24 protein-coding genes and 1 other annotated feature are annotated in these 26,010 nt (G+C 35.9%); of the genes, 6 read left to right on the forward strand and 18 right to left on the reverse strand.

The window, feature by feature from the left end; translation table 11 throughout:
* Positions 1–171: 171 nt before the first annotated feature.
* Complete coding sequence (locus tag B371_RS0114095) at positions 172–987, forward strand: cobalamin-binding protein (protein ID WP_019414954.1); 816 nt, start codon at positions 172–174, stop codon at positions 985–987.
* Positions 988–1,040: 53 nt separating this feature from the next.
* On the opposite strand, the gene tyrS is transcribed toward B371_RS0114095, so the two are convergent.
* Positions 1,041–2,306: a tyrosine--tRNA ligase gene (gene tyrS, locus B371_RS0114100; RefSeq protein ID WP_019414955.1), complete on the reverse strand. Its 1,266-nt coding sequence runs from the start codon at positions 2,304–2,306 to the stop codon at positions 1,041–1,043.
* 51 nt (positions 2,307–2,357) lie between these two features.
* Positions 2,358–2,558, reverse strand: a binding site (T-box leader).
* Between the two features lie 197 nt (positions 2,559–2,755).
* Between tyrS and B371_RS0114105 the strand changes: the two genes are divergently transcribed.
* Positions 2,756–5,722: a transglycosylase domain-containing protein gene (locus B371_RS0114105; protein WP_019414956.1), complete on the forward strand. Its 2,967-nt coding sequence runs from the start codon at positions 2,756–2,758 to the stop codon at positions 5,720–5,722.
* A gap of 131 nt (positions 5,723–5,853) precedes the next feature.
* Here B371_RS0114105 and acsA read toward each other — a convergent pair whose 3' ends face one another.
* Complete coding sequence (gene acsA / locus B371_RS0114110) at positions 5,854–7,572, reverse strand: acetate--CoA ligase (protein WP_019414957.1); 1,719 nt, start codon at positions 7,570–7,572, stop codon at positions 5,854–5,856.
* A 172-nt stretch (positions 7,573–7,744) separates the two neighbouring features.
* Between acsA and B371_RS0114115 the strand changes: the two genes are divergently transcribed.
* From B371_RS0114115 to B371_RS0114125, 3 genes are read left to right on the forward strand one after another with little or no spacing between them, the layout of a single operon-like run.
* Entirely contained in the window at positions 7,745–8,377 is a 633-nt protein-coding gene (locus tag B371_RS0114115; RefSeq protein ID WP_019414958.1) for a GNAT family N-acetyltransferase, read from the forward strand.
* Positions 8,378–8,398: 21 nt separating this feature from the next.
* Complete coding sequence (locus B371_RS0114120) at positions 8,399–9,052, forward strand: acetoin utilization AcuB family protein (protein WP_019414959.1); 654 nt, start codon at positions 8,399–8,401, stop codon at positions 9,050–9,052.
* Entirely contained in the window at positions 9,022–10,203 is a 1,182-nt protein-coding gene (locus tag B371_RS0114125) for an acetoin utilization protein AcuC (RefSeq protein ID WP_019414960.1), read from the forward strand. The genes B371_RS0114120 and B371_RS0114125 overlap by 31 nt, the downstream gene beginning before the upstream one ends.
* 91 nt (positions 10,204–10,294) lie before the next feature.
* On the opposite strand, the gene ccpA is transcribed toward B371_RS0114125, so the two are convergent.
* From ccpA to B371_RS0114185, 12 genes are all read right to left on the reverse strand, one after another.
* A complete protein-coding gene (gene ccpA, locus B371_RS0114130; RefSeq protein WP_019414961.1) occupies positions 10,295–11,293 on the reverse strand; it encodes a catabolite control protein A in 999 nt (332 codons plus the stop codon).
* 121 nt (positions 11,294–11,414) lie between these two features.
* Positions 11,415–12,500, reverse strand: a complete 1,086-nt coding sequence (locus B371_RS0114135; RefSeq protein WP_019414962.1) for a bifunctional 3-deoxy-7-phosphoheptulonate synthase/chorismate mutase — start codon at positions 12,498–12,500, stop codon at positions 11,415–11,417.
* A 204-nt stretch (positions 12,501–12,704) separates the two neighbouring features.
* Complete coding sequence (locus B371_RS0114140) at positions 12,705–13,349, reverse strand: YtxH domain-containing protein (RefSeq protein ID WP_019414963.1); 645 nt, start codon at positions 13,347–13,349, stop codon at positions 12,705–12,707.
* Positions 13,350–13,392: 43 nt separating this feature from the next.
* Positions 13,393–13,839, reverse strand: a complete 447-nt coding sequence (locus B371_RS0114145; protein WP_019414964.1) for a DUF948 domain-containing protein — start codon at positions 13,837–13,839, stop codon at positions 13,393–13,395.
* Positions 13,840–13,994: 155 nt separating this feature from the next.
* The gene (gene murC, locus B371_RS0114150; protein ID WP_019414965.1) at positions 13,995–15,290 is read right to left on the reverse strand and encodes a UDP-N-acetylmuramate--L-alanine ligase; all 1,296 of its coding nucleotides are present in this window, start codon (positions 15,288–15,290) and stop codon (positions 13,995–13,997) included.
* Between the two features lie 128 nt (positions 15,291–15,418).
* Positions 15,419–17,686 carry a DNA translocase FtsK gene (locus tag B371_RS0114155; RefSeq protein ID WP_019414966.1) on the reverse strand — a complete coding sequence of 756 codons (2,268 nt, stop codon included), beginning with the start codon at positions 17,684–17,686 and terminating at the stop codon, positions 15,419–15,421.
* 97 nt (positions 17,687–17,783) lie between these two features.
* Complete coding sequence (ytpR, locus tag B371_RS0114160; protein WP_019414967.1) at positions 17,784–18,389, reverse strand: YtpR family tRNA-binding protein; 606 nt, start codon at positions 18,387–18,389, stop codon at positions 17,784–17,786.
* Positions 18,386–19,201, reverse strand: a complete 816-nt coding sequence (locus B371_RS0114165; RefSeq protein WP_019414968.1) for a DUF1444 family protein — start codon at positions 19,199–19,201, stop codon at positions 18,386–18,388. The genes ytpR and B371_RS0114165 overlap by 4 nt, the downstream gene beginning before the upstream one ends.
* An 84-nt stretch (positions 19,202–19,285) precedes the next feature.
* Positions 19,286–19,603: a thioredoxin family protein gene (locus B371_RS0114170; protein WP_019414969.1), complete on the reverse strand. Its 318-nt coding sequence runs from the start codon at positions 19,601–19,603 to the stop codon at positions 19,286–19,288.
* Entirely contained in the window at positions 19,604–20,125 is a 522-nt protein-coding gene (locus tag B371_RS0114175; RefSeq protein ID WP_019414970.1) for a hypothetical protein, read from the reverse strand.
* A gap of 65 nt (positions 20,126–20,190) precedes the next feature.
* Complete coding sequence (locus tag B371_RS0114180) at positions 20,191–20,721, reverse strand: DUF84 family protein (RefSeq protein ID WP_019414971.1); 531 nt, start codon at positions 20,719–20,721, stop codon at positions 20,191–20,193.
* A 54-nt stretch (positions 20,722–20,775) separates the two neighbouring features.
* A complete protein-coding gene (locus B371_RS0114185) occupies positions 20,776–21,849 on the reverse strand; it encodes a M42 family metallopeptidase (RefSeq protein WP_019414972.1) in 1,074 nt (357 codons plus the stop codon).
* A gap of 163 nt (positions 21,850–22,012) precedes the next feature.
* Between B371_RS0114185 and B371_RS0114190 the strand changes: the two genes are divergently transcribed.
* Positions 22,013–22,327 (forward strand): hypothetical protein, encoded by a 315-nt coding sequence (locus B371_RS0114190; RefSeq protein WP_019414973.1) that lies wholly within the window; start codon positions 22,013–22,015, stop codon positions 22,325–22,327.
* Positions 22,328–22,715: 388 nt separating this feature from the next.
* Here B371_RS0114190 and B371_RS0114195 read toward each other — a convergent pair whose 3' ends face one another.
* From B371_RS0114195 to thpR, 4 genes are all read right to left on the reverse strand, one after another.
* A complete protein-coding gene (locus B371_RS0114195) occupies positions 22,716–23,564 on the reverse strand; it encodes an MBL fold metallo-hydrolase (protein ID WP_019414974.1) in 849 nt (282 codons plus the stop codon).
* 132 nt (positions 23,565–23,696) lie between these two features.
* The gene (gene trmB / locus B371_RS0114200) at positions 23,697–24,344 is read right to left on the reverse strand and encodes a tRNA (guanosine(46)-N7)-methyltransferase TrmB (protein WP_019414975.1); all 648 of its coding nucleotides are present in this window, start codon (positions 24,342–24,344) and stop codon (positions 23,697–23,699) included.
* 68 nt (positions 24,345–24,412) lie between these two features.
* The gene (locus B371_RS0114205; protein ID WP_019414976.1) at positions 24,413–25,333 is read right to left on the reverse strand and encodes a diacylglycerol kinase family protein; all 921 of its coding nucleotides are present in this window, start codon (positions 25,331–25,333) and stop codon (positions 24,413–24,415) included.
* Positions 25,330–25,875, reverse strand: a complete 546-nt coding sequence (gene thpR / locus B371_RS0114210) for an RNA 2',3'-cyclic phosphodiesterase (protein ID WP_019414977.1) — start codon at positions 25,873–25,875, stop codon at positions 25,330–25,332. The genes B371_RS0114205 and thpR overlap by 4 nt, the downstream gene beginning before the upstream one ends.
* Positions 25,876–26,010: the final 135 nt, after the last annotated feature.

Below are 26,010 nucleotides of genomic sequence, written 5' to 3' on the forward strand. Positions count from 1 at the left end.
AACGGAAATCACTAGATTTGAATTGAAGGCTATTACATTCTTCAGGTGATGGTGCAGTAGGTTTATTGTTCAACATCATTTGTACTTCCTTAAAAGGACCGGGAGTACTTTGACCGGTTTTTCTTATTACTTCTATGATACACTTATGAAAAGTTCAAAAGGAGTTTTTCTATGAGACTCATATCTATCTGTCCAAGTAATACAGAACTACTTGCTTATTTAGGTCTAACTGACCAATTGGTGGGATTAGATGATTTTTCAGATTGGCCATTATCTGTTCAACACCTCCCAAGACTCGGTCCGGATTTATCAATTGATATCGATGCCCTTGAAGCATTGGAACCTGATTTGGTTCTTGCATCACTTAGTGTTCCTGGAATGGAAAAAAACGTTAACGAATTAATTGCTCGTGGTATCCCCCATCTTGTGTTGGATCCTCAGAGTTTAAATGATATTGCAGAAGATTTATTGACCACAGGAAATGCTTGTGGCATCAGTTCGCATGCTGAGGTTGTGGCGGCTGCATATACGTCTTTTATTGATGACATGAAAAAAAGAGCTAAAACTGTACAGAAATTCCCAGAACTATACTGGGAGTGGTGGCCAAAACCTATCTTTACGCCAGGTCAAGTTAATTGGTTAACAGAAGTTAGTGAAATTTCGGGTGGACACAATGTTTTTCGAGATATGAATTCTGCTAACATACAAACTGATTGGGATGATGTCATGGGACGTAATCCAGACTACATCTTATTAGCTTGGGTTGGTATTGCACAAGCTAAAGTAAACACAAAAGTTGTTTCAAAACGTCCTGGTTTTAATACTTTAACAGATGAACAGAAAAGTAATATACATATAATGGAGGAAGAATTGTATTGTCGTCCTTCTCCTCGATTACTAGAAGGTGCTTTAAAACTTGCAAATATCCTACATCCAGAAGTTTATGGGGATTTAGAATTGCCTTTATGGATCACAAAAGCTAAATAGAATGAGTAAAGCTGCGATCACGACTAGTTTGTCGTAATCACAGCTTTACTTTTTTAAATAAATTTTACCATATGGTATTTTTTCTTACCTCTACGAACAATAGCAAATGAATCGTCTAAACGATTCGTTTTATTGACTATATGATTGACGTCTGTTAATTTCTCACCATTTATAGAAATAGCACCATTCGTTATATCTTCACGTGCTTGACGTTTTGAAGGAGAAACACCCGCTTCAACTAATACGTCCACAATATTCTTGTCTTCTTTCACCATTTCAATAGAAGGAACATCTTTAAATACTTCTTTCATTTCGTTTGCTGATAGTGCTTTTAAATCCCCACTAAAAAGTGCTTGCGTGATACGAATTGCATTATCTAATGCTTCCTGTCCGTGAATCATACGAGTCATTTCTTCAGCAAGTGTTTTTTGAGCTTTTCGTAAATGTGGTTCTTCTGCAACTGTTGCCTCAAATTTTTCAATCTCTTCTCGTGATAAGAAAGTAAAGATTTTCATGTATTTAATGACATCTGTATCGGCAGCATTTACCCAAAATTGATAAAACTCATAAGGTGAAGTCTTCTCTGCATCTAACCAAACGGATCCTGATGCAGATTTGCCGAATTTTGTGCCATCCGCTTTCGTAACAAGTGGAATGGTCATTCCGTATGCTTTTGTTTCATCTGTATGCGTTTTACGTATCATTTCGAGTCCAGTCGTGATATTTCCCCACTGATCTGATCCGCCAACTTGAATACGGCAATTATAAGAGTTGTATAAGTGATTATAATCAATCGCTTGAACCAACATGTAAGAGAATTCAGTGAAAGAAATACCACCCTCTAAACGTGAAGCAACTGTATCTTTTGCTAACATGTAATTAACTCCAATATATTTTCCGTAGTCACGTAAGAATTCAATGACATTCATGGAGCCTATCCAGTCACGATTGTTTACCATTACTGCTCCGTTTTTAGTGTTAAAATCAAAAATACGTTCCATTTGTACTTTAAGTCCCTTAACATTTTGATCAATTTGTTCAGTAGTTTGTAATTGGCGCTCTTCACTTCTCCCTGATGGGTCACCAATCATTCCTGTTGCCCCACCAATTAATAAAATGGGTTGGTGTCCGTGTAGTTGGAAACGTCGTAAAGTTAACAGAGGAACGATATGTCCAATATGCATACTATCTGCTGTTGGATCTACCCCACAATATAAAGAAATTGAATCATTATTTAAAAGATTCACCATGCCATCTTCATCTGTTAACTGGTAAGCAAGACCTCTCCATTTTAAATCTTCTATTAATGCGTTTGACATCTTTTTTCCTCCTTCAAATAAAAAAGTCCCTGCATGATTTTAAAAAAATCATGCAGGGACGCTAAATACAATTTGCGCGGTACCACCCAGCTTGAAGGAAAATCTCCTTCCGCTCTTCAGACACAGTATCGTTGTGTATACGTTTAAGCTCCAAGCCTGTAATTCATGAATACACACTGACCAGCTTGCACCATCCGCTGGCTCTCTTAACAGCATTTGCACCCATTACTTCGGACTTTTCATTACTTAAAAGAATATTATATTTTATTATACGTATAAAACTCTTGTTGTCAATGCATAACTACTAATAGCTATGTATCTCTTTATTACAATTACTAATATTTTTTGTTATGATTTGATTTTATCATTCTATTTTGTAAAATGGGATTTCTATTAACTTAGAATCTATTTATGGTATAATAAGACAAGGTTTTAGGAGGGGGATCCGCTTGAAAGATCAATTGAAAAATACGATTAAAATAATTAATGAAACATGGGATAAATGGACAAGTACTAAATGGATAAAAGGACTAAGAATAACATCCGGAGTTGTGTGGAATTTAGCATTACTGATGTTAATCGTACTGCTAGTTGGTGGGGCATTTGTTGGTTCCGTTGGAGCCGGTTATTTCGCATCTTTAGTTGATAAAGAACCCCTCTTAAAAGAGGAAGAAATGCGTGCATCCATTTTGAGTTATGAAGAGACATCTGAAATCTATTTTGCAAACAACGTGTACTTAGGACCATTGAGAACAGATTTACAACGTACTGAAACGAAACTGAAAGATGTCTCCCCTTTTGTAATTGATGCAGTATATGCAACAGAAGATGAGTATTTCCAAGTACACCAAGGCATAGTCCCAAAAGCCATTTTTAGGGGACTTTTGCAGGATGTTACAAACTCTGACAACCAAACTGGTGGATCAACACTTACTCAACAATTAATTAAAAATCAAATACTCACTAATGAAGTTTCTTATGAGCGTAAAGCAAAAGAGATTCTTCTGGCTATGCGAGTTGAAAAATTCATGAAAAAAAATGAAATTTTAGAAGCCTATTTAAATATCATACCTTACGGACGTAATTCTTCAGGTGGGAATATCGCCGGGATTGCTACAGCAGCTGAAGGGATTTTTAATGTTGCTGCGAAAGACTTAACGCTTCCCCAAGCTGCATTTATCACGGGTATACCTCAAGCGCCTTTCGCACACACACCTTTCACTAACGAAGGTCAGCTAAAAGCTGACAAAGCTTTGAAGCCGGGAATTGACCGCATGTTAACGGTCCTTTACCGCATGAAGGAGACAGGTTACATCACTGACGCTGAATATAATGCTGCAGTTGCTTATGATATTAAGAAAGATTTTCGTAAACCAGAAAAATTACCTCAAGAACGATACCCTTATGTAACATACGCACTTGAAGATGAAGCAAAGAAAATTCTTTCTGAGATCCTTGCTAAAAAGGATAATATCGATCCTAGCCGCCTAAAAAGCGAAGAAAAGTTACGCAACAAATACCTTATTCTCGCAGAACGTGCTATGCGAACAAGCGGCTATCGAATTTATTCAACTATTGATCAACCATTATATGATAAGCATCAAGAAGTGCAAGCTGCATTTAAAAACTATGGAACCACATACAAAGAAGAAATATACAATGCCGAAAAAGAAGAAAATGAATGGGTTGATGCTCCAGTTCAAGTTGGAAGTATGATGATTGAAAATAGTACGGGGCGTATTTTAAGTTTTATAGGTGGACGAGATTATAGCCTAGAAAAAACAAACCATGCTACACAAGCCTATCGACATAACGGTTCTACAATGAAGCCATTAGTAGGCTATGGACCTGCAATTGAATACGGTGTAATTGGTGCGGGAAGCCCACTTGTCGATGTAAAGTTTACATTGAATACTCCGGGACAAAGAGCTTATAATCCTTCCAACTATAATTCTACACAAGAACTTGGCATCATGTCAGCACGGAAAGCACTGGCTGTTTCTCAAAACTTACCTGCACTAAGACTTTATGATTCAATTAAAGATCAGAAACCAACATCATTTTTAAAGAAAATGAATTTTTCTAATGTAACAGATTCAACTCATGCAAATGTATCCACAGTCCTTGGTGCAGTTGATGTTTCTGTTCTAGAAAATACCAATGCATATGCCACATTGGGTAACGGGGGACAATTTGTCGAAGCATATATGATTGAAAAAATTGAAGATGCAGACGGCAATATTATTTTCGAACATCAATCAGAGGCAGTACCTGTTTACACGCCTCAAACATCTTATATCGTGACAGATATGTTACGTGATGTACTCAGTGAAGGGACTGGAATGAGAGCAAAAAGTGAGTTGAAGTTCAGTTCTGATTTTGCTGCTAAAACAGGTACTACAAATGACAATCATGATGTTTGGTTTATGGGCTATAATCCTGCCATTACACTTGGCGTATGGCTTGGTTATGATACACCACGGAATTTAGAAGACAGTAGCGGAACTTATTCTAGACCAGGTGAACGAGTAAATATGTTATGGGCTCGTATTATGAATGCATCATATGATGTGAATCCAGAACTAATTGATCCAAATATCGAATTTAAAGCTCCTAAAGGCGTTGTATCACGTTCATTTTGTTCCATCTCAGGATTTGCACCATCAGCAGAATGTTCTAAAGCAGGGTTAGTAACTTCTGATTTATTTAATGCAAATACTTTTCTTCCTAATAAAGCAGACGATTCTTTGATTTCTGCATCATATGTGATGATTAATGAAAAGCGTTTTAAAGCACTCCCGACTACTCCAATTGAATTTGTAATTGAGGGCGGAGTTGGTGTGAATGAAAACTTCATCAATCGAATGTTAGGTAGATTAGGTGGCGATGGAAGTAAACTCTTCCCGGCAAATTCAATTTTTGCTAATCGAGTTGTCTCTGAAGATATATTTGAAGCAGATTCCGTTGCACCTGGAGCTGTTTCCGCTAAACTGTCAGAACAAACACTCACTTGGACGAGTTCAACTTCAAATGATGTCGTTGGATACCGTGTATTCCAGCGTTCTAGTGGTGGAAATGTTCTTCTAACTTCTGTAAAAGAAGCCGGTAATTATTCGTACCAGGTTAGTGGCCCAGGCAAGTACTTCGTAGTGGCTGTCGATATCACAGGTAAACAATCTCCAGAGTCAAACATTGCGGAAATTGAAGAACCCAAACCTGAGCCAATACCAGAACCGATACCTGAACCGAAACCAGATCCAAAACCAGATCCAAAACCAGATCCAAAACCAGATCCGAAACCAGATCCGAAACCAGATCCGAAACCAGATCCGAAACCAGATCCAGATCCAATACCAGATCCAGATCCAGTTCCAGAGCCTCCAGTCGAACCGCCACCTCCACCTGAAGATGGTTGAGAAATTAGACATGAAAGAGCAGTGTAACTTATCAGATTAGATAAGTTACACTGCTTAAATTTTATATTTATTTAGATTATAAAAAAAAACAGAACTTGCTCATTTTAAGGAAGCAAGTTCTGTTTTCTAATTTAATCTTCCATTGTCGATAAGTCACCAGTTGGTAGGCCGAGTTCCCAAGATTTTAAGACTCGTCTCATTATTTTTCCACTACGTGTTTTTGGTAGCTTGTCTTTAAATTCAATTTCACGAGGTGACACATGGGCTGCTAACCCTTTTTTTACAAATTGTTGTATATCAGCAATTAATTCATCTGAAGGCTCATATCCTTCTCTTAAAGCAACAAATGCTTTAATGATTTCTCCTCGAACAGGATCAGGCTTCCCTATAACACCTGCCTCTAAAATAGCCGGATGTTCTAGTAGTTTACTTTCCACTTCGAAAGGACCTACTCGTTCTCCAGATGTCATGATGACATCATCTACTCTTCCTTGGAACCAAAAGTAACCGTCTTCATCCATGTAAGCAGAGTCACCTGAAACGTACCATTCATCATTCAAAAAGTAAGATTGATATTTTTCAGGGTTATTCCAAATTTGGCTCATCATCGATGGCCACCCTTTTTTAAGTGCTAGGTTCCCCATTTGATGAGGAGGCAATACTACTCCCCTGTCATCGACAATTGCAGCTGTTACCCCTGGAATTGGTTTACCCATTGAACCAGGTCGTATAGGTAAGCATGCAAAATTACAAATCATTTGAGCTCCTGTTTCTGTCATCCACCAAGTGTCATGTATGCGATGATGGAATACTTCTGCTCCCCATCTAATCACTTCTGGATTTAATGGCTCTCCAACTGATAAAATGTGTCGCAGTGAGGACAAGTCGTAGTCCTTAACCAAAGCGTCACCAGCACCCATTAACATACGGAAGGCTGTGGGAGCACTATACCAAACAGTTACACCAAAATCTTCAATTGCTTGATACCAAGCTGCAGGTGAAAATCTACCGCCTAGAACAACCATCGTTGTCCCTGTTAACCAAGGACCAAAAATTCCGTAAGATGTACCAGTAACCCAACCTGGATCAGCTGAACACCAATAAATATCTTGTTCTTGTAGATCCAATACCCATTTCGACGTTTGATAATGTTGAAGCATCGCTTCTTGAACATGCAATACGCCTTTAGGCTTACCTGTAGAGCCTGATGTGTAATGAAGGATTAAACCATCTTCTTTTTCTAACCACTCAACATTGAAATATGATGAAGCAGTATTTAAATGTTTCATAAAGTCTATTGTTTTATTATCTTCAGTAACATCTTCCCCAACTAATAAAATTGTTTCTAGATGAGGTAACTTGTCTACTGGTATACGTTTTAAAAGTTCTGGTGTCGTAACAATCGCTTTTGCTTCACTATCCGCTAAACGGTCATACACAGCACCTTCCATAAACGCTTCAAACAATGGTCCTACAATAACCCCCATTTTAAGAGCACCGATTAATGAGAAATATAATTCAGGCGAACGTGGCATAAATATAAATAAACGATCACCTTTTTCAAGATTTGTATGCGTTTTCAATACGTTTGCTGCTTTGTTTGACCATTTTTTCATTTCATTAAAAGAATAAGATTCATTGCGATTGCCTTCTTTAAAGTAAAGCGCAATTTTGTTTTTTCGATCCGAATTTGCATGACGGTCTATGATTTCATGTGCCATATTTAGGCGACCGGTCTCATGCCAACTAAATTCTTTCTCTACATCTTTCCAATCAAAGTTTGCTGATGTTTCGTCGTAGTTTTGGAGTGAATAATCTCCTTGAACGACTGGGAGTACTTCAAGTTTCATTTCTACCACCCTCTCAATTACAATACACTATTATTTTACCTTAAATTAATAGTAAATGGCGAATTAATTGACTTTTTCGAGAATGAATAAATTGAATGTATCGAAATTGACCTCTCATTAGTTAATTCATGTATAATAGAATTAATTGTAATTCTTTTCAGGTGGTGTAAAGATGGAACATAAAAAAACCTATAATGCCATGGAATTAAAAACGAAACATGGCCAATTGATTATTGAAGGACCCATTTCATCAGCAGATATCGCCAGATTAATTTTCCATGAAGATTTGATCGCATTTCGTCCACCTGCTCAACAACACAAAGCAATAGTCGAAATTGCGAATTTACCAGAAGCGCGTATACTAATTGCTCGTGAAAATCTAACAATTGTTGGATATGTAACGTATTTATACCCTGACCCTCTTGAACGTTGGTCTCAGGGACAAATGAGCAATCTAATTGAGTTGGGCGCAATAGAAGTGATTCCAAAGTATCGCGGAACAGGTGTAGGAAAAAGTTTACTTCGCGTATCCATGATGGATGATGCTATGGAAGATTACATTACGATTACAACTGAATATTATTGGCACTGGGATTTAAAAGGGACCGGTCTCAATGTCTGGGAGTACCGCAAAATGATGGAAAAGATGATGACTGCCGGTGGTCTAGAATATTTTGCGACCGACGACCCAGAAATTAGTTCTCATCCCGCCAATTGTTTAATGGCTAAAATAGGGACTCGAATTGATAATGAATCCATTCAAAGATTTGATCAACTACGATTTATGAATCGTTTTATGTATTAACAGTAAAGGAGTTCTTGACCTATGATTGTTGAACAAATGATGAAGAAAAACGTCCTAACTCTTCAACCTTCTAATACAATAAAAGATGCAATAACGATATTAGATAAGAACAGAATTCGCCATATACCTATCACAAATGAAATTGGTACAGTAATAGGGATTGTTACTGATAGGGATATCAAAAAAGCAACTCCCTCATTGTTAATGAAAGATCAAGATCAACAACATAATTTTCTAGACACTGAAATTGTAGAAATTATGACTAAGAATCCAATGATTGGCCACCCATTAGACTTTGTCGAAGAAGTAGCTATTATTTTTTATGAACAAAAAATTGGTTGTCTCCCAATTGTGAGTGGCGGACAGCTGGTAGGTATCGTAACAGAGACCGATTTATTATATAAATATATTGAATTAACCGGCGCACATCAACCAGGTTCTCATATTGAAGTACGGGTACCCAATCGAGCAGGTGTATTGTTTGAAGTTTCAAAAGTTTTTTATGAGCATAAAATAAACGTCCTTAGTGTTCTCGTTTATCCTGATTCACAAAATGACGACAACAAAATCTTGGTATTCCGTGTGAAGACAATGAACCCCCTTCGGATTATTGAAGATCTACGTAAAGAAGGTTTTGATGTACTATGGCCAAACATACCGGGAATGACAATTTAAAAAAACATGCGGTTTTCATTTATTCTGAGGAACAACTAGGATATAAATTTTCTGAAAACCATCCTTTTAATCAGAAAAGGCTCGTATTAACGCTTGATTTATTGCGGGAAATGAATGCGCTTTCAGAAGAAGATATTGTAAAACCACGTATTGCAACAGATGATGAGTTATTACTTGCTCATGACGCAAGGTATATTAATATCGTTAAAAAAGCTAGTCTAGGACTAGTTACTTCTGCTCAAACGGAAAGTTTTGGAATTGGAACTGAAGATACCCCTATTTTTCCAAATATGCATGAAGCAAGTGCACGTTTAGTTGGTGGTACACTAACAGCGGTAGATTATGTTATGGAAAATAAGGCTTCACATGCACTTAACCTCGGTGGAGGTCTTCATCACGGTTTTCATGGTCGAGCATCTGGCTTTTGTATTTATAATGATAGTTCTGTTGCCATTAAATACATTCAACAAAAGTATAAGGCTCGTGTTCTCTATATAGATACTGATGCTCATCATGGTGATGGAGTTCAATGGAGTTTTTACGAGGATCCTGATGTTTGTACAATATCTATTCACGAAACAGGTCGTTATTTGTTTCCAGGCACAGGTAGTGTTAGTGAGAGAGGTTCTGGACCGGGGTATGGAACATCATTTAACTTGCCAATTGATGCATTTACGGAAGATGAATCGTTTCTAGATCTTTATATGACTGCTTTTCGTGAAATTGCTGCCCATTTTAAACCAGATGTCATTATTAGTCAGAATGGTGCAGATGCTCATTATCTTGATCCCCTTACACATTTATATGGAACTATGAAAATATATCAAGAGATTCCTAAACTCGCACATCAGCTTGCTCATGAATTTTGTGACGGGAAATGGATTGCTGTTGGTGGCGGTGGCTATGATATTTGGAGAGTGGTTCCTAGAGCTTGGTCTTTGCTGTGGATGGAAATGAATAACATTGCTACTCCACAGGGGTCTCTTCCTAAAAACTGGCTTGAAAAGTGGCAGCCAGATTCTCCCGTTACATTAATTCCGACCTGGATGGATCCTGAAAATTTATATGAACCCATTCCACGCAAAGAAGAAATTACGGAAAAAAACAAACAAATGCTCAATAAAGTTCTTTATTCTATACGAAGTCATTAAGAAACATTAGAAATAACTTGAGATTAAATTAAGCCTTTATATTATTGAAAAGAAAAGGAGTGACTACATTTACTGTAGCTCACTCCTTTTCTTATTTCACTGAATTTCTTTCTTCAATTCGATGTGGCAATATGACAGTTTTTTCTTCAATCTTTTCCTTTTTCATATACTTGGTTAATAGACGCATTGACACAGCACCAATATCGTACAGTGGTAATACACTACTCGTTAATTCTGGACGTACCATACGTGCAAGTTTAGAATTTTCGAAGCTAATAACTTCTATATCGTTTGGAACGTGTAAGCCTGCATCTTGTGCACCATGAATTAGGCCTATTGCAAGTTCATCATTCCCTGCAAAATAAGCAGTTGGAGCATTAGGAATACTATTCAGCGTTTTAAAAGCTGTGTACCCAGCATCATATGTTGTTTCACTTTCTACAACTAGTTCATTATCAAGTTGAAGACCTGCATCAGCTAAAGCTCTTTCATAACCAGTAAATTTAAAAGCCCTATTGATAGTAGTAGAAAGTGATCCAGAAACATAGGCGATTCTCTTGTTATTATTTTGAAGTAACCGATTAACTGCGTCATAAGCAGCTTGATAATAGTCAATATTAACAGATGGCATATTGCCAGAAGAATCAATTGTACCTGCTAAAACAATCGGTACGGGAGATCTGTCCATCATATTGAGAAGGTCTACCGATACATGCTCACTCATAAACACAATTCCATCTACTTGCTTACCAAACATTGTTTCAAGAAGCTGTAATTCTTTATCTTCACGTTGGTCCGAATTCGATAAGATAATATTATAACGATACATCGTTGCAATATCTTCTATTCCACGGGCTAATTCCGCATAAAAGATATTAGAAATGTCAGGAATAATAACCCCAACAGTTGTTGTTTTTTTACTAGCCAAGCCTCTTGCAACCTGGTTTGGACGATATTGTAATCGTTTAATAACATCTAACACCTTTTTTCGAGTTGCTGGCTTTACATTTGGATTTCCGTTGACGACTCGAGATACTGTAGCCATTGATACATTAGCTTCACGTGCTACGTCATAAATGGTTATTGTCATATGTATACACTCCTGCCCTGTTCCTATCTAATATTATCATATAACAATCATCTAATACTTTCCATTATGACCATCAAAATAAAAGAAAGAAACCGGTTCAGTAATTGAACCGGCACAGAGATTATGCATTTACTTCATAAGACTTCATGAATTTTTGTAATGAATTATAAAATTCATCAAATTGTTGTAAGTTCATTTGTTGCGCTGCATCCGATAAAGCTACTGCTGGATCTGGATGAACTTCAGCCATAACACCATCTGCTCCAATTGCAATTGCCGCTTTCGCAGCAGGAAGCAATAAATCACGACGTCCTGTAGAATGAGTGACGTCAACAAATACTGGTAAGTGAGTTTCTTGTTTTAATATTGGGACTGCTGAAATGTCAAGTGTGTTACGTGTGGCTTTTTCATAAGTTCGAATTCCACGTTCACATAAAATGATTTGATCATTTCCTTGAGAAATAATGTACTCTGCAGCATGAATAAATTCTTCAATTGTCGCAGACATACCACGTTTTAATAGTACGGGTTTCTTAATTGAACCTACGGCTTTTAACAATTCGTAATTTTGCATGTTACGTGCACCGATTTGAATTACATCAATATAATCTAACGCTTCTTCTAAGTGAGAAGGTGTGACAATTTCGGATACAACTGCAAGATTATATTCTTGTCCAACACGTTTAAGGATTTTTAATCCTTCCAGTCCGAGCCCTTGGAAGTCATATGGTGATGTACGTGGCTTGTAAGCTCCCCCACGAATCATTCTTAATCCTTTTTGTTGTATAGCTGCTCCAACTGTAGCCACTTGATCGTATGACTCAACTGCGCATGGTCCGAAAACAAATGATGGTTTACCCTCTCCAATGCGCTCTCCATTGACTACTACAATTGTATCTTCTGCTTTCTTTTTGCGTGAAACAAGAAGTGCTTTACGTTGGTCGTCTTCCTGAAGTCCTAAAGCTGTTTTAAATAGTTCTTTAAAAATGTGGTCAACTGTGGATTGCGCTAATGGACCAGCATTATTTTCTTTAATTAGGTTTAGCATATGACGTTCTCGAAGGGGATCATATCGGTTAACACCTTGCTTTTCCTTTACTTTACCAATTTCTTGTATGACAGTTGCACGTGCATTGATTAAACGCAGAATTTCTAAGTTTAATTCATCTACATTTGTGCGTAAACTATCCAATTGTTCATTACTCATATTTTGATCTCCTCTCTTAGTCATACTTTATTCACGATAAAACGCAAAAGATATGATGTTTTTTTGATAGTAGACTTATTATATTACGAGAGTTCAAGAAAGTCACGTTATTTCTTTCGCACTTCAACGCGCTAAAGTGTTATTCCTATGAAAAATTCTTTTAATAAAAAAAGATCCACATATTTTATGTGGACCTTTACAATTTTAGTTTTTCTTGTTTGCTACTTCTTCTTTAAATGCTTCTGCAGTTGAAGTTGTATTTTTGTTATTTTCAATTTCATTGACGACTTCTTCCACTGTGTTAGTGAGGGTTTCCATGTAATCAATTGCTTCCTCACCTTCAGAAGATGTAGTACCATCATCTGTTAGATTAGGAACTTTAGATTTAATCGATTTAACTTTATCAACTAAAGGAGTTGACTTATCTTTTAACTGTGCTGTTAATTGATTCGTTTTGTCTTTGGCAGTAGATGATAAATCTACTGTTTTTTCTCTTAATTGAGATGTTAATTGAGACGTTTTTTCCATTGCTGTTGATGATAAATCTACTGTTTTATCTTTTAATTGACTTGCTTGAGTCGAAACATCATCGCGAAGTTCTGCACCTGATTTTGGTGCCAGAAATAAAGCTGTAGCTGCTCCAATAATGCCACCTACTAATGCTCCAATTATAAAGTCTTTTGAATTTACTTCATTACTTATATAAATGGGGTCGTTGTATTGTGAATCTGAATACTCTTCTAAATACTCTTCTGAATGTGGTAGGTTCGATTCCATTTGATCAGAATTGTTTTTATAAAATTCCTTATTATACTTCGCTTCGTTATAATTTGGTTTATATTGTGTCATGTTGTTATTCCTCCTAATTTTTAATTCATCAACCGGTTTACTTTTATAATCCTTTGTAATCTGAACGTGCTTCCTTGATGGCTTTTCGTTCTTTCCATTCGTCACGGATGCCAAGAGCAACATTGCTCCATTGTACTACTTGTGCAATTTTGTCTTCGTTTTTCTCAACCTCAGAGCTAATGGAAGTGGTAATTTGTCGTACAGATGTATTTAAACCATTTACGGATTCGCCAACATTTTTTACTGCATCAACAACACTGTTTAATTTCTCAGACTTGTTTTGAATATCTGAAGCTAAATCATTTGTTTTCTGCAATAATTCAGTTGTTTCTCGCGTTACACCTTGTAATTGACCTTCTAATCCAGACATCGTCCCTGAGACTTCTTTTAAGGTCTTATTTAACGATGTGAATGTCATCGCAAGACTTATGCAAAGAACGAGAAATCCGATAGCTGCAACTAACGCTGCTATGTATAATACCAATTCCATAAAATCTCCTCCATCATTTAATTGTACGTATTTACTATTTACCCAAATAAAACAGTAAATAAACTTCTACTAGTAGTATTATTCAATAAAAATAAATTATATCCTTCTTTTAAAAATAAAAACTCTAGCTGTTTATAACTAGAGTTTCCATACCGTTAAATTACCTTTTCAAATTCAGCTTGAAATTTTTGTACATCTCCAGCTCCCATAAATAAATAAATTGCATTGTGATGGTTAAGTAAAACTTTTATTTCTTCTGTTTTTAGGATAATACAGTTGTCAATTAAATCTGCCAAATTTTGAATAGTTAAATCGCCTTTGTTTTCCCGTGCTGAACCAAATATGTCGCATAAATAGACAAAATCGGCAACTTCTAGGCTTTCAGCAAATTCTTTTAAGAATGTTCTTGTTCGTGAAAAGGTGTGCGGTTGGAATACAGCAATTATTTCACGCTGTGGATATTTTTGGCGAACTGATTGTATTGTGGCCTTTATTTCAGTTGGATGATGTGCATAATCATCGATTAATATTCGTTCGCCTTTTCTACTCTCAGAAAAACGACGTTTAACTCCACCAAAGGAAGACACTTGTTGTTGAATAATATCAGCTGGAATACCCTCATAATGACACAACGTAATTACAGCCAGTGCATTTAGAACAGCATGATCACCAAATAACTTAATTTCATATGTGTAGCTAAATTCATTTCGGATAAAGACATCAAAACTTGTACCTGATGTAGTTTTAATCACATTTCTAGCTTCAAAATCATTTTGTGAACTAAAACCATAACAGATAACCGGTACATTAGCTTGAATTTTTTGGAGATGTTCATCATCACCGCATACAATAAGGGCTTTATTCACTTGCAAAGCCATTGATTGGAAGGCCTCAATAACATCCTCTATTCCAACAAAATAATCTGGGTGGTCAAAATCAATATTCGTCATAATCATGTAATCTGGATGGTAAGCTAAAAAATGACGACGATATTCACAAGCTTCGAATGCAAAATATTTTGCTTGCGAATCACCATGTCCAGTACCATCTCCAATCAGATAAGATGTAGGGGCATAACCACTTAAAACATGTGACATTAAGCCTGTAGTCGAAGTTTTACCGTGAGAACCTGTAATTCCAATTGAAGTATATTTCCCCATCATTTTACCCAGAAACGAATGGTATCGAATGACTTCAACACCCAATTCATGAGCACGAACTATCTCTTCATGGTCATCTTTATAGGCATTACCTGCAATAACTGTCATGCCATCATGAATATTTTTAACATTAAATGGCAATATCGGGATGCCGCATTTACGTAACGGGTCTTCAGTAAAGAAATGTTTTTCTATGTCTGAGCCCTGTACCTGATTTCCTTCATCATGCATTATTTGTGCAAGTGAACTCATCCCTGACCCTTTTATTCCTATAAAATGAAACACTGTCATTATTTAAGCCTCCTGGGAAAGGTGCACGTAATTCCATACTTTTCTTTCATATCTATACTTACCCCATTATATCATTATTTAATCTTATTTCGAAATGAACGCTTATAGCCAGCTGGCTAATGGCTTTTTTAATCAAAAAGTTGTTGTAAATCACTTTCAGTAATAAATACTTCTCGTGCTTTGCTGCCTTTAGACTCTGAAACATATCCATGCTGTTCCATTAAATCAACAAGTCTTGCTGCCCGATTATATCCAATATGAAATTTGCGTTGTAGTAATGAAGTCGAAGCTGAACCTTGTTCCAATATAAAACGACAAGCTTCTTCAAATAAATCATCCTGATCTTCTGCAATCTCTAAACGACGGACTAGTTCCTCTTGTTCGAATAAATAGGAGGGTTCTCCTTGACTACGAGCGTGATCAATAATTTTTTCCATTTCTTCATCAGTGACATAAGTTCCTTGTAAACGAACTGGTGCAGACATCCCGTTTCCTAAATATAACATATCGCCACGTCCAAGTAAGCGCTCCGCTCCTTGAACGTCGAGAATTGTTCGAGAATCGATTTGAGACGATACGGAAAATGCTATTCGTGTTGGAATGTTTGCTTTAATAAGTCCTGTTATGACATCTACCGAAGGACGTTGTGTAGCAACTACCAAATGAATTCCACAAGCACGTGCTTTTTGAGCAATTCTACATATGGATTCTTCCACTTCTGTTGGTGCCATCATCATCAAATCAGCTAACTCATCAATAACAATTAATAAGTATGGGAGTTTCTGAGCAAATTGTCTTTTCTCATCTGCCATGGCATTATATCGAGAAATATCTCGTACACCAGTATGGGCAAATAGCTGATATCTTCTTTCCATTTCTTCAACTGCCCATTTAAGAGCAGCAGTAGCTGCTTTAACATCTGTAATAACCGGACTTACAAGATGCGGAATATGATTAAATGGTGCTAATTCTACCATTTTAGGATCAATTAATAATAAATTTAATTCCTTTGGTGTAGCTTTAAACAATAAGCTAATTAATATTGAGTTAATACATACTGATTTACCTGACCCTGTAGCTCCTGCGATTAAACCATGTGGCATATTTCGCAAATCGATGGTCACAGGTTTCCCAGTTAAATCTAATCCAAGAGCCGCCTCAAGAGGAGATTCAGATTCTTTAAAGTTCGAACTTCCAACAACTTCTGATAACCTAACAGGTCTTGACGCTTTATTAGGAATCTCAATCCCTATTGAACTCTTACCCGGAATTGGCGCTTGAATTCGAATATCTTTCGCTGCAAGTGCCAATTTTAAATCATCTGCCAAATTACGAATTTTACTTACTTTAGTTCCTTGTCCCACGGTTATTTCAAATTGAGTTACTGCAGGACCTTGAACCATTTGCACGATATCCGCAGTAATTTGGAAGTAAGAAAGTGCTTCGATTAACCGATCCGCTTGCATTTGCAGCCATTCATAATCCTGAGTTTTCTGCTCAGGCGGTACTAAAAAATGTTCCTTAGGAAAGTTATATCCATTTTCATTGTCTACTACATTTGTTTCAACACTTCCCGATTGAACAGTTATAGCCTTTTCCTCTGGTAAATCAACATTTAGTCGAGCGACTGGTTCTGATGGTATGACTTCTGGAAAAGATGGAGGATTAATAGTTTGAGCTATCTTTTGTTGATATTTTTTATTATCTGAATTTAACATTAGTACATTAAACGGAAGAGACTTCTTTTTCTTCTCAATTGTTGGTTGTTCATTCCCCAAATCAGAAACCACCTCTACTTTTTCAGTAGGTTCGCTGTTAATTGGGACTTCAACCTGCAAAGGTATCTCTTTATCTACTTTATTTTCTAGTATTGGGAGTGGTTTAATTTTATCGGGTTCACTAAATGAAAGATTGCTATCCTCTTTATTGTCATCAACTTTATCTTTATTCTTATTCGCTAATAATTCATCAATGGGTAATATCTTTGATTTATTAAAGCCATGAATTGGAGATGGAACATCTGTTGGTTTAAAGTTTTTAGATTGAACAAGCACTTTTGTAATTCTAGGTTTAACTTCTGGAAAGTGTTCTTTTACTGTTTGTTTACTCGATTGTTTTATACCGGTTGAACCAGTTGCCTGATGAACAACTGTATTTTTTCGATGCTCCTGCCACTGTTTATGCATATACAAAGGCGTTGGTTCCTCTTTTTGAGGGACATCCAGTAATCGTTCTTCATCAACTAAACGACCCTTCTCTTTATCACTTATTAGTGGAAAACGGAATGGTGTTTTAGGCTGTTCGTAAGTTGAGTGCTCAGTTTCCTCTAAAGTAATTTCTTTATCAGATTGTGTATCAGAAAATAATTTTTTCACTGCTTTGGTCAACCAATTCAATACAAACCCTCTTTTCATATCAATGTTTCAATTTTAACAGGTTTGCTCTTCAAATCAAACGCCTTCAAAACTGAGTATATACAAAGTTTCACTTAGTTTATGCTTGGAAAGCGGATCCTATTTCGACACTGTCTTCTAACACTAATATCCCCTTCTCTGTTGGTGCATCTGGTAGGTCTAGTTCTTTTGCAGAACAAATCATCCCACTGGAAGCAATACCACGCAATTCTGCATCTTTAATTACTAAGCCTGAAGGCATTACAGCACCTACCTTAGCTACAACTACTTTTTGGCCAGCTTCAACGTTAGGTGCTCCACAAACAATTTGGAGAGTTTCTTCTCCAACTTCAACTTGGCAAACGTTCAATTTGTCAGCATTTGGATGTTTATCTTTTGATACAACATAGCCAACTACAAATTTAGAAGAAAAATCAACTTCTAGTTTTAACTCTATTTCATTTTGATTAATTAATTTTTGTAAAGACGAAATAACTTCAATTGTGATTTCAACAGGACCTTCACCTTGTATTTCTAGATATTTACTTGCATTGAACACATTTAATGCAACAACTTCAGCTGAGTTAGAATCTTTAACTAAAGTTATGTCGCCTTTTGATTCAGTTGTTATATCTTCAAATTTATTAGGTGTAAGTTGAACTAAAAGTACGTCGCCTACACCTTTCTTATTGTAAAAAATGTTCATTTGTCGTTGTTCTCCTTTTGTACTGGATTTTTTGCCATAATAAATATTGGTTCCAATTCACCATCTTCATATATAAAGGATAAAGAAGTAATTGGGACTTTACCTACTGTAAAGAAGTGCATGGTTAATTGGGCCAGGACATCATATCCTGCATCATTTCGAATGTCGCCAATAATTAGAACGTCTTGATGTGGTACAGATAAGGTCATATCACCTTCAATTTTAGCTTGCATCTCTTTTAAAAATTGTTCATTCAAAATACGACTTGCATCATATCCATCGTTCGCATTCAAAAAGTAAAAGATATTACCAGCTACATGATCCTCTTTTACTTCAGTAGATAGTTTTCTTACTTGAAATCTTGCTAATTCCTTAACTTCCACGTAAGTAATCTTCAATTGTAATAACATATCTTCATCCAATAAGCGATACGTATTGCCTAAGTCTAAAGCGTAGAATATACGAGTCTCAGCGGTATGGTCTGTTACGATAAAATCGTGTCCTTCAGTCGATTTTAGTGGGAAAGAAGTAGAACGGATAACAGGATAAATTTGTGATGTTGATTGTTCTAAACCACTTGACTCTCGCTCCATTGCTTCAAATGTTTGGCTAATTGTATAAACCACTGTATTAATTGCTTTATCTTTAATCACTTCATACTTTGCTAATATCTCTGGAAGGGATATTTCCATTCCTTTATTTAATTTTGTATGGTGAAGTCGTACACGATCTGTTTTCTGGTCATGTTGCCATGTGAATGAAGGGTTCGGTAGCTCTTTTTTTAATCTTTCAACCAATTGTTCTGATTTCAAAGTATCATATCCTTTACAGCAGGAAACGGCTCTCACCAAAATGGGCAGAACCGCTCTTTTATTTTTATTCTATGCTTCCAATCATTATACAAGCTCTGACAAGAAATTTTCAATTTCTTCTTGCGTTTTACGGTCTTTACTGACTAAGCGTCCAACTTCCAAACCATTCTTAAAGGCTAGAAAACTAGGAATTCCATATATATCATATTCTGCACATAAGTCAATGAATTGATCCCGATCTACGGATATAAATGTAAACTTTTCATCAAATTTCTCTTCTATTTCGTTCATAAATGGGTCGATAAAATGACAATCTGGACACCAGCCAGCTGTGAATAAAAATACCACATCTTCTGCTAGTTTTATTGTATGAAACTCTTCGATAGACTGTAAATCTCTCAATTAATTCTCTCCTCTATTAACAGAACGAACAATTTTCATCATCTGTTCGATATTTGTATAAATATTAGCTTCATCAGAAATCACCGTCAATTTCACTCCACCTATACTTGCCACGATTTCAAATTGTTCCTTACTTGATGGTAGAATAGCAATGAATCCAAAGCGATTGTTTTGTTCAAAAGTTTCCAAAGCATAAATGTCATTTTTTTGCTCAACTTGAAGCAAGTCATAAAATAAGTGACTATCACTGTCTTCATTTGGATTAATAAATAAAACATATGAATGTTCATTTTTCTCTAAAATTATATTCGTATCATCCGAATCTTCTAGTACAGAAAAACCCCTTGGAACAAATAATTCAATACTATCTATTTGTTCGTTTGCTTTAACTGGCTCTTCTTCAAAAATCGTTTTTGCTAATTTAATGCCATCGCCTGTCTGTTCTTCAGCAGAAGCCGAACAAGCAGTTAACATTATTACAAAGATAGGAATGATAGCAATTCGAACCCGGTTAAATTTCATTTTTATTCCTCCCGTCCAACAAAGTACTGTAGTCTATTTTAATATGCTTCCCATATACGTGCAACTTAAGACGTTTCTTGAATATGATTCTCTTTAAAGAATTGACCTAATAAGAGTTTAACAACGTGTTCGAACATTTCTGAGCGTTTAACAATTCCATTAGTAAACACTCCTACAGCCCCTTCATGATGTCTTATTCCTACTTGATTTGTATATTGATCCATAACTGGTCCGAGTTCTTCTCCATTTCGAATAGCACATGCAATCTCTTCTGGTAAGGGAATTTGTGCACCCCCTGCTTTATAATGGTGACCTAATTTAGTATGAAGTACACCCCAGTTGCAAATAAAAAGTTGACCATCTAGTTCTTTTACTCCACCTTCGAGTCCAAAAGATAAATCAACTTGTTCCTCCATGCTAGCACTTAACGCACGGTTCTTTGCTCCTTGTAATGTTTCTTTATCCCCAAAGGGTTGTTCTGAGACGTTAGAAGGAACATCGAGCATTATATATTCAATATTATCTATGAATTCATTACAAACATTTTTAACAGCTTGTGCTTTTGCTTGATTTTTTGTCCCAATAGCAATTTTCATAAGAACCCCCTTAATATTAAAACAAAAAAAGCGCCTTTTCAGGCACTAATTTTATTAAACATTTTGATGAATTGTTTCGAGTGTTGTTTTGTCAGCCGAGCGCACAAGTTTTACGATTAATTCTTTTGCTGCCGCATAGTCATCAGTGTGAATGATAGAACCAGCTGTATGAATGTAGCGGGAACATATACCAACAACCGCACTTGGCACCCCTTCATTTGACATATGAACACGACCTGCATCAGTTCCACCTTGAGAAATGAAATATTGATAAGGAATATTATGTGTTTCAGCAGTATCTAAAACAAATTCACGCATTCCACGATGTGTAATCATAGAGCGATCAAAAATCCGTAATAATGTTCCTTTTCCAAGTTGGCCGAATTCAGTTTTAGAACCAGACATATCGTTTGCAGGACTTGCATCTAAAGCGAAAAATAAATCTGGCTTAATTAATGTAGCAGCAGTTTGTGCTCCTCTTAAGCCGACCTCTTCCATAACATTAGCACCTGAATATAAAGTGTTAGGAAGTTTTTCATCTTTAAGTTCTTTTAATAATTCAATTGCAAGTCCACAACCATAACGATTATCCCATGCTTTTGCTAATATTTTTTTGCGATTAGCCATTGGTGTAAATGGACAAATTGGAACTATTTGTTGACCAGGTCGAATACCAATTTTCTTGGCATCCTCTAAATCATCTGCTCCAATGTCAATTAACATGTTTTTGATTTCCATTGGTTTGTTGCGCACTTCTTCACTAAGTATATGAGGTGGTATTGAACCAATAACCCCAATCACAGGACCATTGTCTGTAATGATTTCAACGCGTTGTGCAAGTAAAACTTGGCTCCACCATCCACCCAATGGTTGGAATCGAAGCATTCCGTTTTCAGTTATTTGTGATACCATAAAACCAACTTCATCCATATGACCCGCCACCATAATCCGGGGACCTTGGTCATCACCCTTTTTTAATCCAAAAATACCTCCCAAATTATCTTGAACAATTTCATCAGAGTATTTTTGTAGTTCACTTCTCATGAATTTTCTAATAGCATGTTCATTACCAGGTGCTCCTGGAAGTTCAGTTAATGTTTTAAATAATTGTAATGTTTCTGAGTTCAATGTGAAATCCTCCTATGTACTTCAGTCATTAATATTGTAGTTGATTCTTCAAAACATTTCCACTTTAAATTCGTTTGTCGAAGTATATTGAATGAGTTTAGTTCTGTTTGTTAATGTAACTTATGGTAAACTGAAAAAAACCGGTACACTAGGAGGTAAATTAATGAAGACAAGAGATTTAATCATTGGATTTTTTACAGGCATTGCGGCAGGAGTTTTAATTCGTGAAGTTTCAACTCGTATCGAAACAATTAAACCCGCTGAGTTAGTTTTACATGATATTAAACAATTGTTTAAAAAGGAAGGTCCGATTGATGGTTCTTGGATTTATATGAAAACAGAACCATTCAACCGTCAAGCGATTTCTACAGATGTATACCGTGGTGGAATTTCGCGTGTACGTCAAGGAGAAGTGGAACAATTTGATTTTCTCGCCGATGCACGAACAGGTACTGTTGTTGAATTAATTAAAATTTAAATAAGGTGATTCCAGGAAAATGGCTATATGGTGTCGTTTCGCTAGAGGGTATCTCTTTGCAGTGACAGTTCAGTTTTTTCCACAATGTTTCTCCTTGGGTATCCCGGTCATTTTGAATCGAAACATATAACACCATAATGACCGAAAAGGCAGTGACGTTGTTTGTCACTTCCTTTTCGGTCTTTCTTCTCATACAGCGGGTGCATCCATCAATCGCATATGCCCCTTATTCAACTAATATTTAGATATTGATGACGAATGAATGGATACTTCTCTTGGTATAATAATTCCTAATCCGTTGCCTTTTAATTTAACCAGACGTTAGTGGTTTTATCATTTCAAAATTATCCATTTACTGGTCACTTTATAACTAAATCTTAAGAACTGATTATTTTCTAGTGCGTTCTAACTTATCGACTATTTCTTTTCCTGTTGTATCCCATTTAATCATACGATAATAAGCGTCATGATAGAAAATAAATGAGTAGCCGTTTGCTAGAGCTTCAGACATTATTTTTTCTTTAGCGAAAACAGAGGTCATTGGATAATCGTCAAATGCCAATACCCACAGTGGGTTTTGATGTGCATGGGTTGGCATTATGTCAGCCATATGAATAATCGTTTCGCCATTTTGTTCTAATTTTATAATACTATGACCATCGCTATGTCCACCTGTATGGATCATTCGAATACCTGGTAATACTTTTAATTCTTCTTCAAATGTTACGACTTGATCTTGGATACCTTCCCAATTTTCTTTCCAGTATGTATTTCTAGAGCGTATGTTTGGGTTACGAACCTCATTCCACTCGATAGCAGATAATACAATTTTGGCATTAGGGAATGCGGAAACTGTCTGTTCATTATCCCACTTAGTTAAACCACAAGCATGATCAGCATGCATATGTGTCATAAGTACAAAGTCTATGTCTTCAGCAAGTAATCCTAAAGAAGCTAATGAGTCGTCGAGTTTTGATTGTTCTTGTACCCCGTTATTTCTTAGCTGCTTTTCATTCATTTTATTAAAGCCTACCCCTGTATCAATTATTATATTTTTACTATTAAATTGAATCAAGATGGGGTGTGTACTTAGTTCGATTTGATTTAAATCATTTACAGGATATTTTTTTGACCATAAAAGTTTAGGTACAACTCCAAACATGGAACCACCATCTAATAATGTAAATCCTCCGTCTAACCAACTTAACGTCATCCCGTGAAATGTGTATTGATCCATTATATGACCTCCTTATGTAATATTTTTAGTGTAACAAAAAACGCCTAAACAATCTTTAAATTGAGAGGGCGTTTTTACTGTTTTATTGAATTTTTCATTTATTAAACTACTAAAATAACACTTTATAATAATCTATCTTGAAATAAATTGAGATACTAAACGATAAATAGGATGTCCCATTGCAGAAAATTTTTCTTCATATTCTGTCATAATGTTATTTTTTGGCATATTCACATGTAAATCCAGCGAAACAGATTTTAATAACATGCCATATTCAGACATGCTTTTCAAAGAAAACTCAAAAAGCTCGCGATTGTCTGTCTTAAAATGGACTTCACCGTTATCTATTAAAACTGATTCATATAATTTCAGAAAAGTATCATGAGACAATCTTCTCTTAGCGTGTCTAATCTTTGGCCAAGGATCGGAAAAATTTAAATAAACACGGCTTACATCATTCTTTGCAAAGAATTTCAACAAATGTTCTCCATTAACTTTTAATAGTTTTAAGTTGGAAGGAATTTCAGCTTTAATAACATTTTCAAGAGCTGACAGGATGACGCTATCATATAATTCAATTCCAATATAGTTGATATCTGGATTAGCTTTTGCCATTCCAGTTATAAATTGACCTCTACCTGTTCCTACTTCAATATGCATAGGATTGCTATTTTGAAAAACTTCTCCCCAATTCCCACTAAAATCTTCTGGATTTGGAATCACAATATTGGGATGTTCAGAAATAAAATCTTCAGCCCAAGGTTTATTACGTAATCTCATAAATATCACCCTACTTTCATATGCTTTTCGACATGTTATTATCATAGAATTTCAGTCTATTGTCAAGTTCATCTCAATCTAGCAATATTCCATTGATTTGATTGAACTGAAAATTCATCCGCAATATATGCTGTCGTTTTATTTGCATACTCACCGTCTACATGGCGATACATAGTTTCATCGGTCGTTAAAGTAACAAAGGATGATGTGATTTGATACACTTCTTTTAGTGAAGTATGTTTACCAAAAAATACAGATACAAATAGCAATAACAGTTTAATACGTGATAAATCATGAACCACTGTTATTTCAATCTTTCCGTCAGCGGGATTAGAGAGTGGTGAAATTTTCATTCCACCACCGAAATATGGTTGATTGCTTACTGTCACAAACCATACTTTTTCAAATATCTGGTAATGATTAGGAGTTTCAACTGTTAATGAAAAATTTTTAAATGTACCTAACGTTTTAATGACAAAATATGTATAAGCTAGCTTACCTAAACTGAACTTGTTTAGGATCTTTTTGATGGGAGAGTTATTTACTTGATAAGCAATATATGCGTCAAAACCAATGCCTGCATTATTAACAAAAGTAAACTTTTCATTTTGGGTAATTACATGTCCAATATCCATCTGAAGGGTCTTCCCGATTGTTTTTACATAGTTATTAAGTTCTTCAGCGTGTTTAAATGTTGGAAACCCTCTTCCAAAATCATTACCAGAACCAGCACTGATGACACCTACTATGCAATTAGAACAACCTAAAACTCCTTCAATTACTTCATGGGCAGTCCCATCTCCACCAAACGCAATAAGTAATTGATGTTCGCCATTCTGTACACAAATTTTTGCAAATTCAGTGGCATGTTTTGGTCTAGAAGTCATTTGAAGTTCATAAGGGAAGTTTAGATTGTTTTTGAATATTTGCCAGCGTTTTAACGATTTCCCATTCCCAGCAATGGGATTCACAATTATAGTTGTCTTCATGAGGTTATTTCCTTTAAGGGAATACTATGCACTACTTGATAAGAAGGAACTTGCCCAGGGTTAATTGAATAGACCGAGAATTCATTCACAGAGAATAATAACTTTTCGATATACATTTCTTTTGAAAACGATTGTCCCTTCCACTTTTTAGCGAGCGTAACATGGGGAACAAAAGGTTTTTTGTCTATTTTTGAAAACAATGATTGGCATTTTTCCCTAATCGAACTTTGTAATATAGCTAAGTTTAATTCCTCTTCTATTGATGCGTAAACTACTCGTGGAGTTGATGGATTTCCGAAAGTAGATATCCCGTTAAGTTTAATATTTAAACCTGCACTTACACCAGACAGTTCATTTAATTTATACAACAATTGAGTTAATAACCTCTCCTCCACTGCTCCTAAATACAGCAAAGTTAGATGCAAATCTACGGCTGCTGGTACTATTTTATGTGATTGATCTAAATGCCATTCTTTTCGTAGTTCATCTAGTTGATATGCTATTTCTTCGGGTAATTTAAAACCAATAAAATAATGTTGCACCTCATTCACCACCTCAATTTCACATGATTCAAGTTCTAAGAAAAACCGGGTAAAGTGCGCCCGGTCCTTTAAGACAAATGATTTAAGTATCAGTCTAGAAGGACATTCCATAAAGTATCAACTTTGGTTTCCGGT

It is taken from the genome of Paenisporosarcina sp. TG20 (assembly GCF_000286315.1).
In the GTDB taxonomy this organism is placed as follows: domain Bacteria; phylum Bacillota; class Bacilli; order Bacillales_A; family Planococcaceae; genus Paenisporosarcina.

Excerpts from the sequence above, each read along its gene's own strand:
- B371_RS0114180 (WP_019414971.1), bottom strand. The coding sequence starts at position 20,721 with ATGAAAATTGCTATTGGGACAAAAAATCAAGCAAAAGCACAAGCTGTT.
- B371_RS0114120 (WP_019414959.1), top strand. The coding sequence starts at position 8,399 with ATGATTGTTGAACAAATGATGAAGAAAAACGTCCTAACTCTTCAACCT.
- ccpA (WP_019414961.1), bottom strand. The coding sequence starts at position 11,293 with ATGACAATAACCATTTATGACGTAGCACGTGAAGCTAATGTATCAATG.
- acsA (WP_019414957.1), bottom strand. The coding sequence starts at position 7,572 with ATGAAACTTGAAGTACTCCCAGTCGTTCAAGGAGATTATTCACTCCAA.
- B371_RS0114145 (WP_019414964.1), bottom strand. The coding sequence starts at position 13,839 with ATGGAATTGGTATTATACATAGCAGCGTTAGTTGCAGCTATCGGATTT.
- B371_RS0114175 (WP_019414970.1), bottom strand. The coding sequence starts at position 20,125 with ATGAAATTTAACCGGGTTCGAATTGCTATCATTCCTATCTTTGTAATA.
- B371_RS0114095 (WP_019414954.1), top strand. The coding sequence starts at position 172 with ATGAGACTCATATCTATCTGTCCAAGTAATACAGAACTACTTGCTTAT.
- B371_RS0114125 (WP_019414960.1), top strand. The coding sequence starts at position 9,022 with ATGGCCAAACATACCGGGAATGACAATTTAAAAAAACATGCGGTTTTC.
- ytpR (WP_019414967.1), bottom strand. The coding sequence starts at position 18,389 with ATGAACATTTTTTACAATAAGAAAGGTGTAGGCGACGTACTTTTAGTT.
- trmB (WP_019414975.1), bottom strand. The coding sequence starts at position 24,344 with ATGAGATTACGTAATAAACCTTGGGCTGAAGATTTTATTTCTGAACAT.
- B371_RS0114205 (WP_019414976.1), bottom strand. The coding sequence starts at position 25,333 with ATGAAGACAACTATAATTGTGAATCCCATTGCTGGGAATGGGAAATCG.
- B371_RS0114190 (WP_019414973.1), top strand. The coding sequence starts at position 22,013 with ATGAAGACAAGAGATTTAATCATTGGATTTTTTACAGGCATTGCGGCA.
- B371_RS0114135 (WP_019414962.1), bottom strand. The coding sequence starts at position 12,500 with ATGAGTAATGAACAATTGGATAGTTTACGCACAAATGTAGATGAATTA.
- murC (WP_019414965.1), bottom strand. The coding sequence starts at position 15,290 with ATGACAGTGTTTCATTTTATAGGAATAAAAGGGTCAGGGATGAGTTCA.
- tyrS (WP_019414955.1), bottom strand. The coding sequence starts at position 2,306 with ATGTCAAACGCATTAATAGAAGATTTAAAATGGAGAGGTCTTGCTTAC.
- B371_RS0114195 (WP_019414974.1), bottom strand. The coding sequence starts at position 23,564 with ATGGATCAATACACATTTCACGGGATGACGTTAAGTTGGTTAGACGGA.
- B371_RS0114115 (WP_019414958.1), top strand. The coding sequence starts at position 7,745 with ATGGAACATAAAAAAACCTATAATGCCATGGAATTAAAAACGAAACAT.
- B371_RS0114140 (WP_019414963.1), bottom strand. The coding sequence starts at position 13,349 with ATGACACAATATAAACCAAATTATAACGAAGCGAAGTATAATAAGGAA.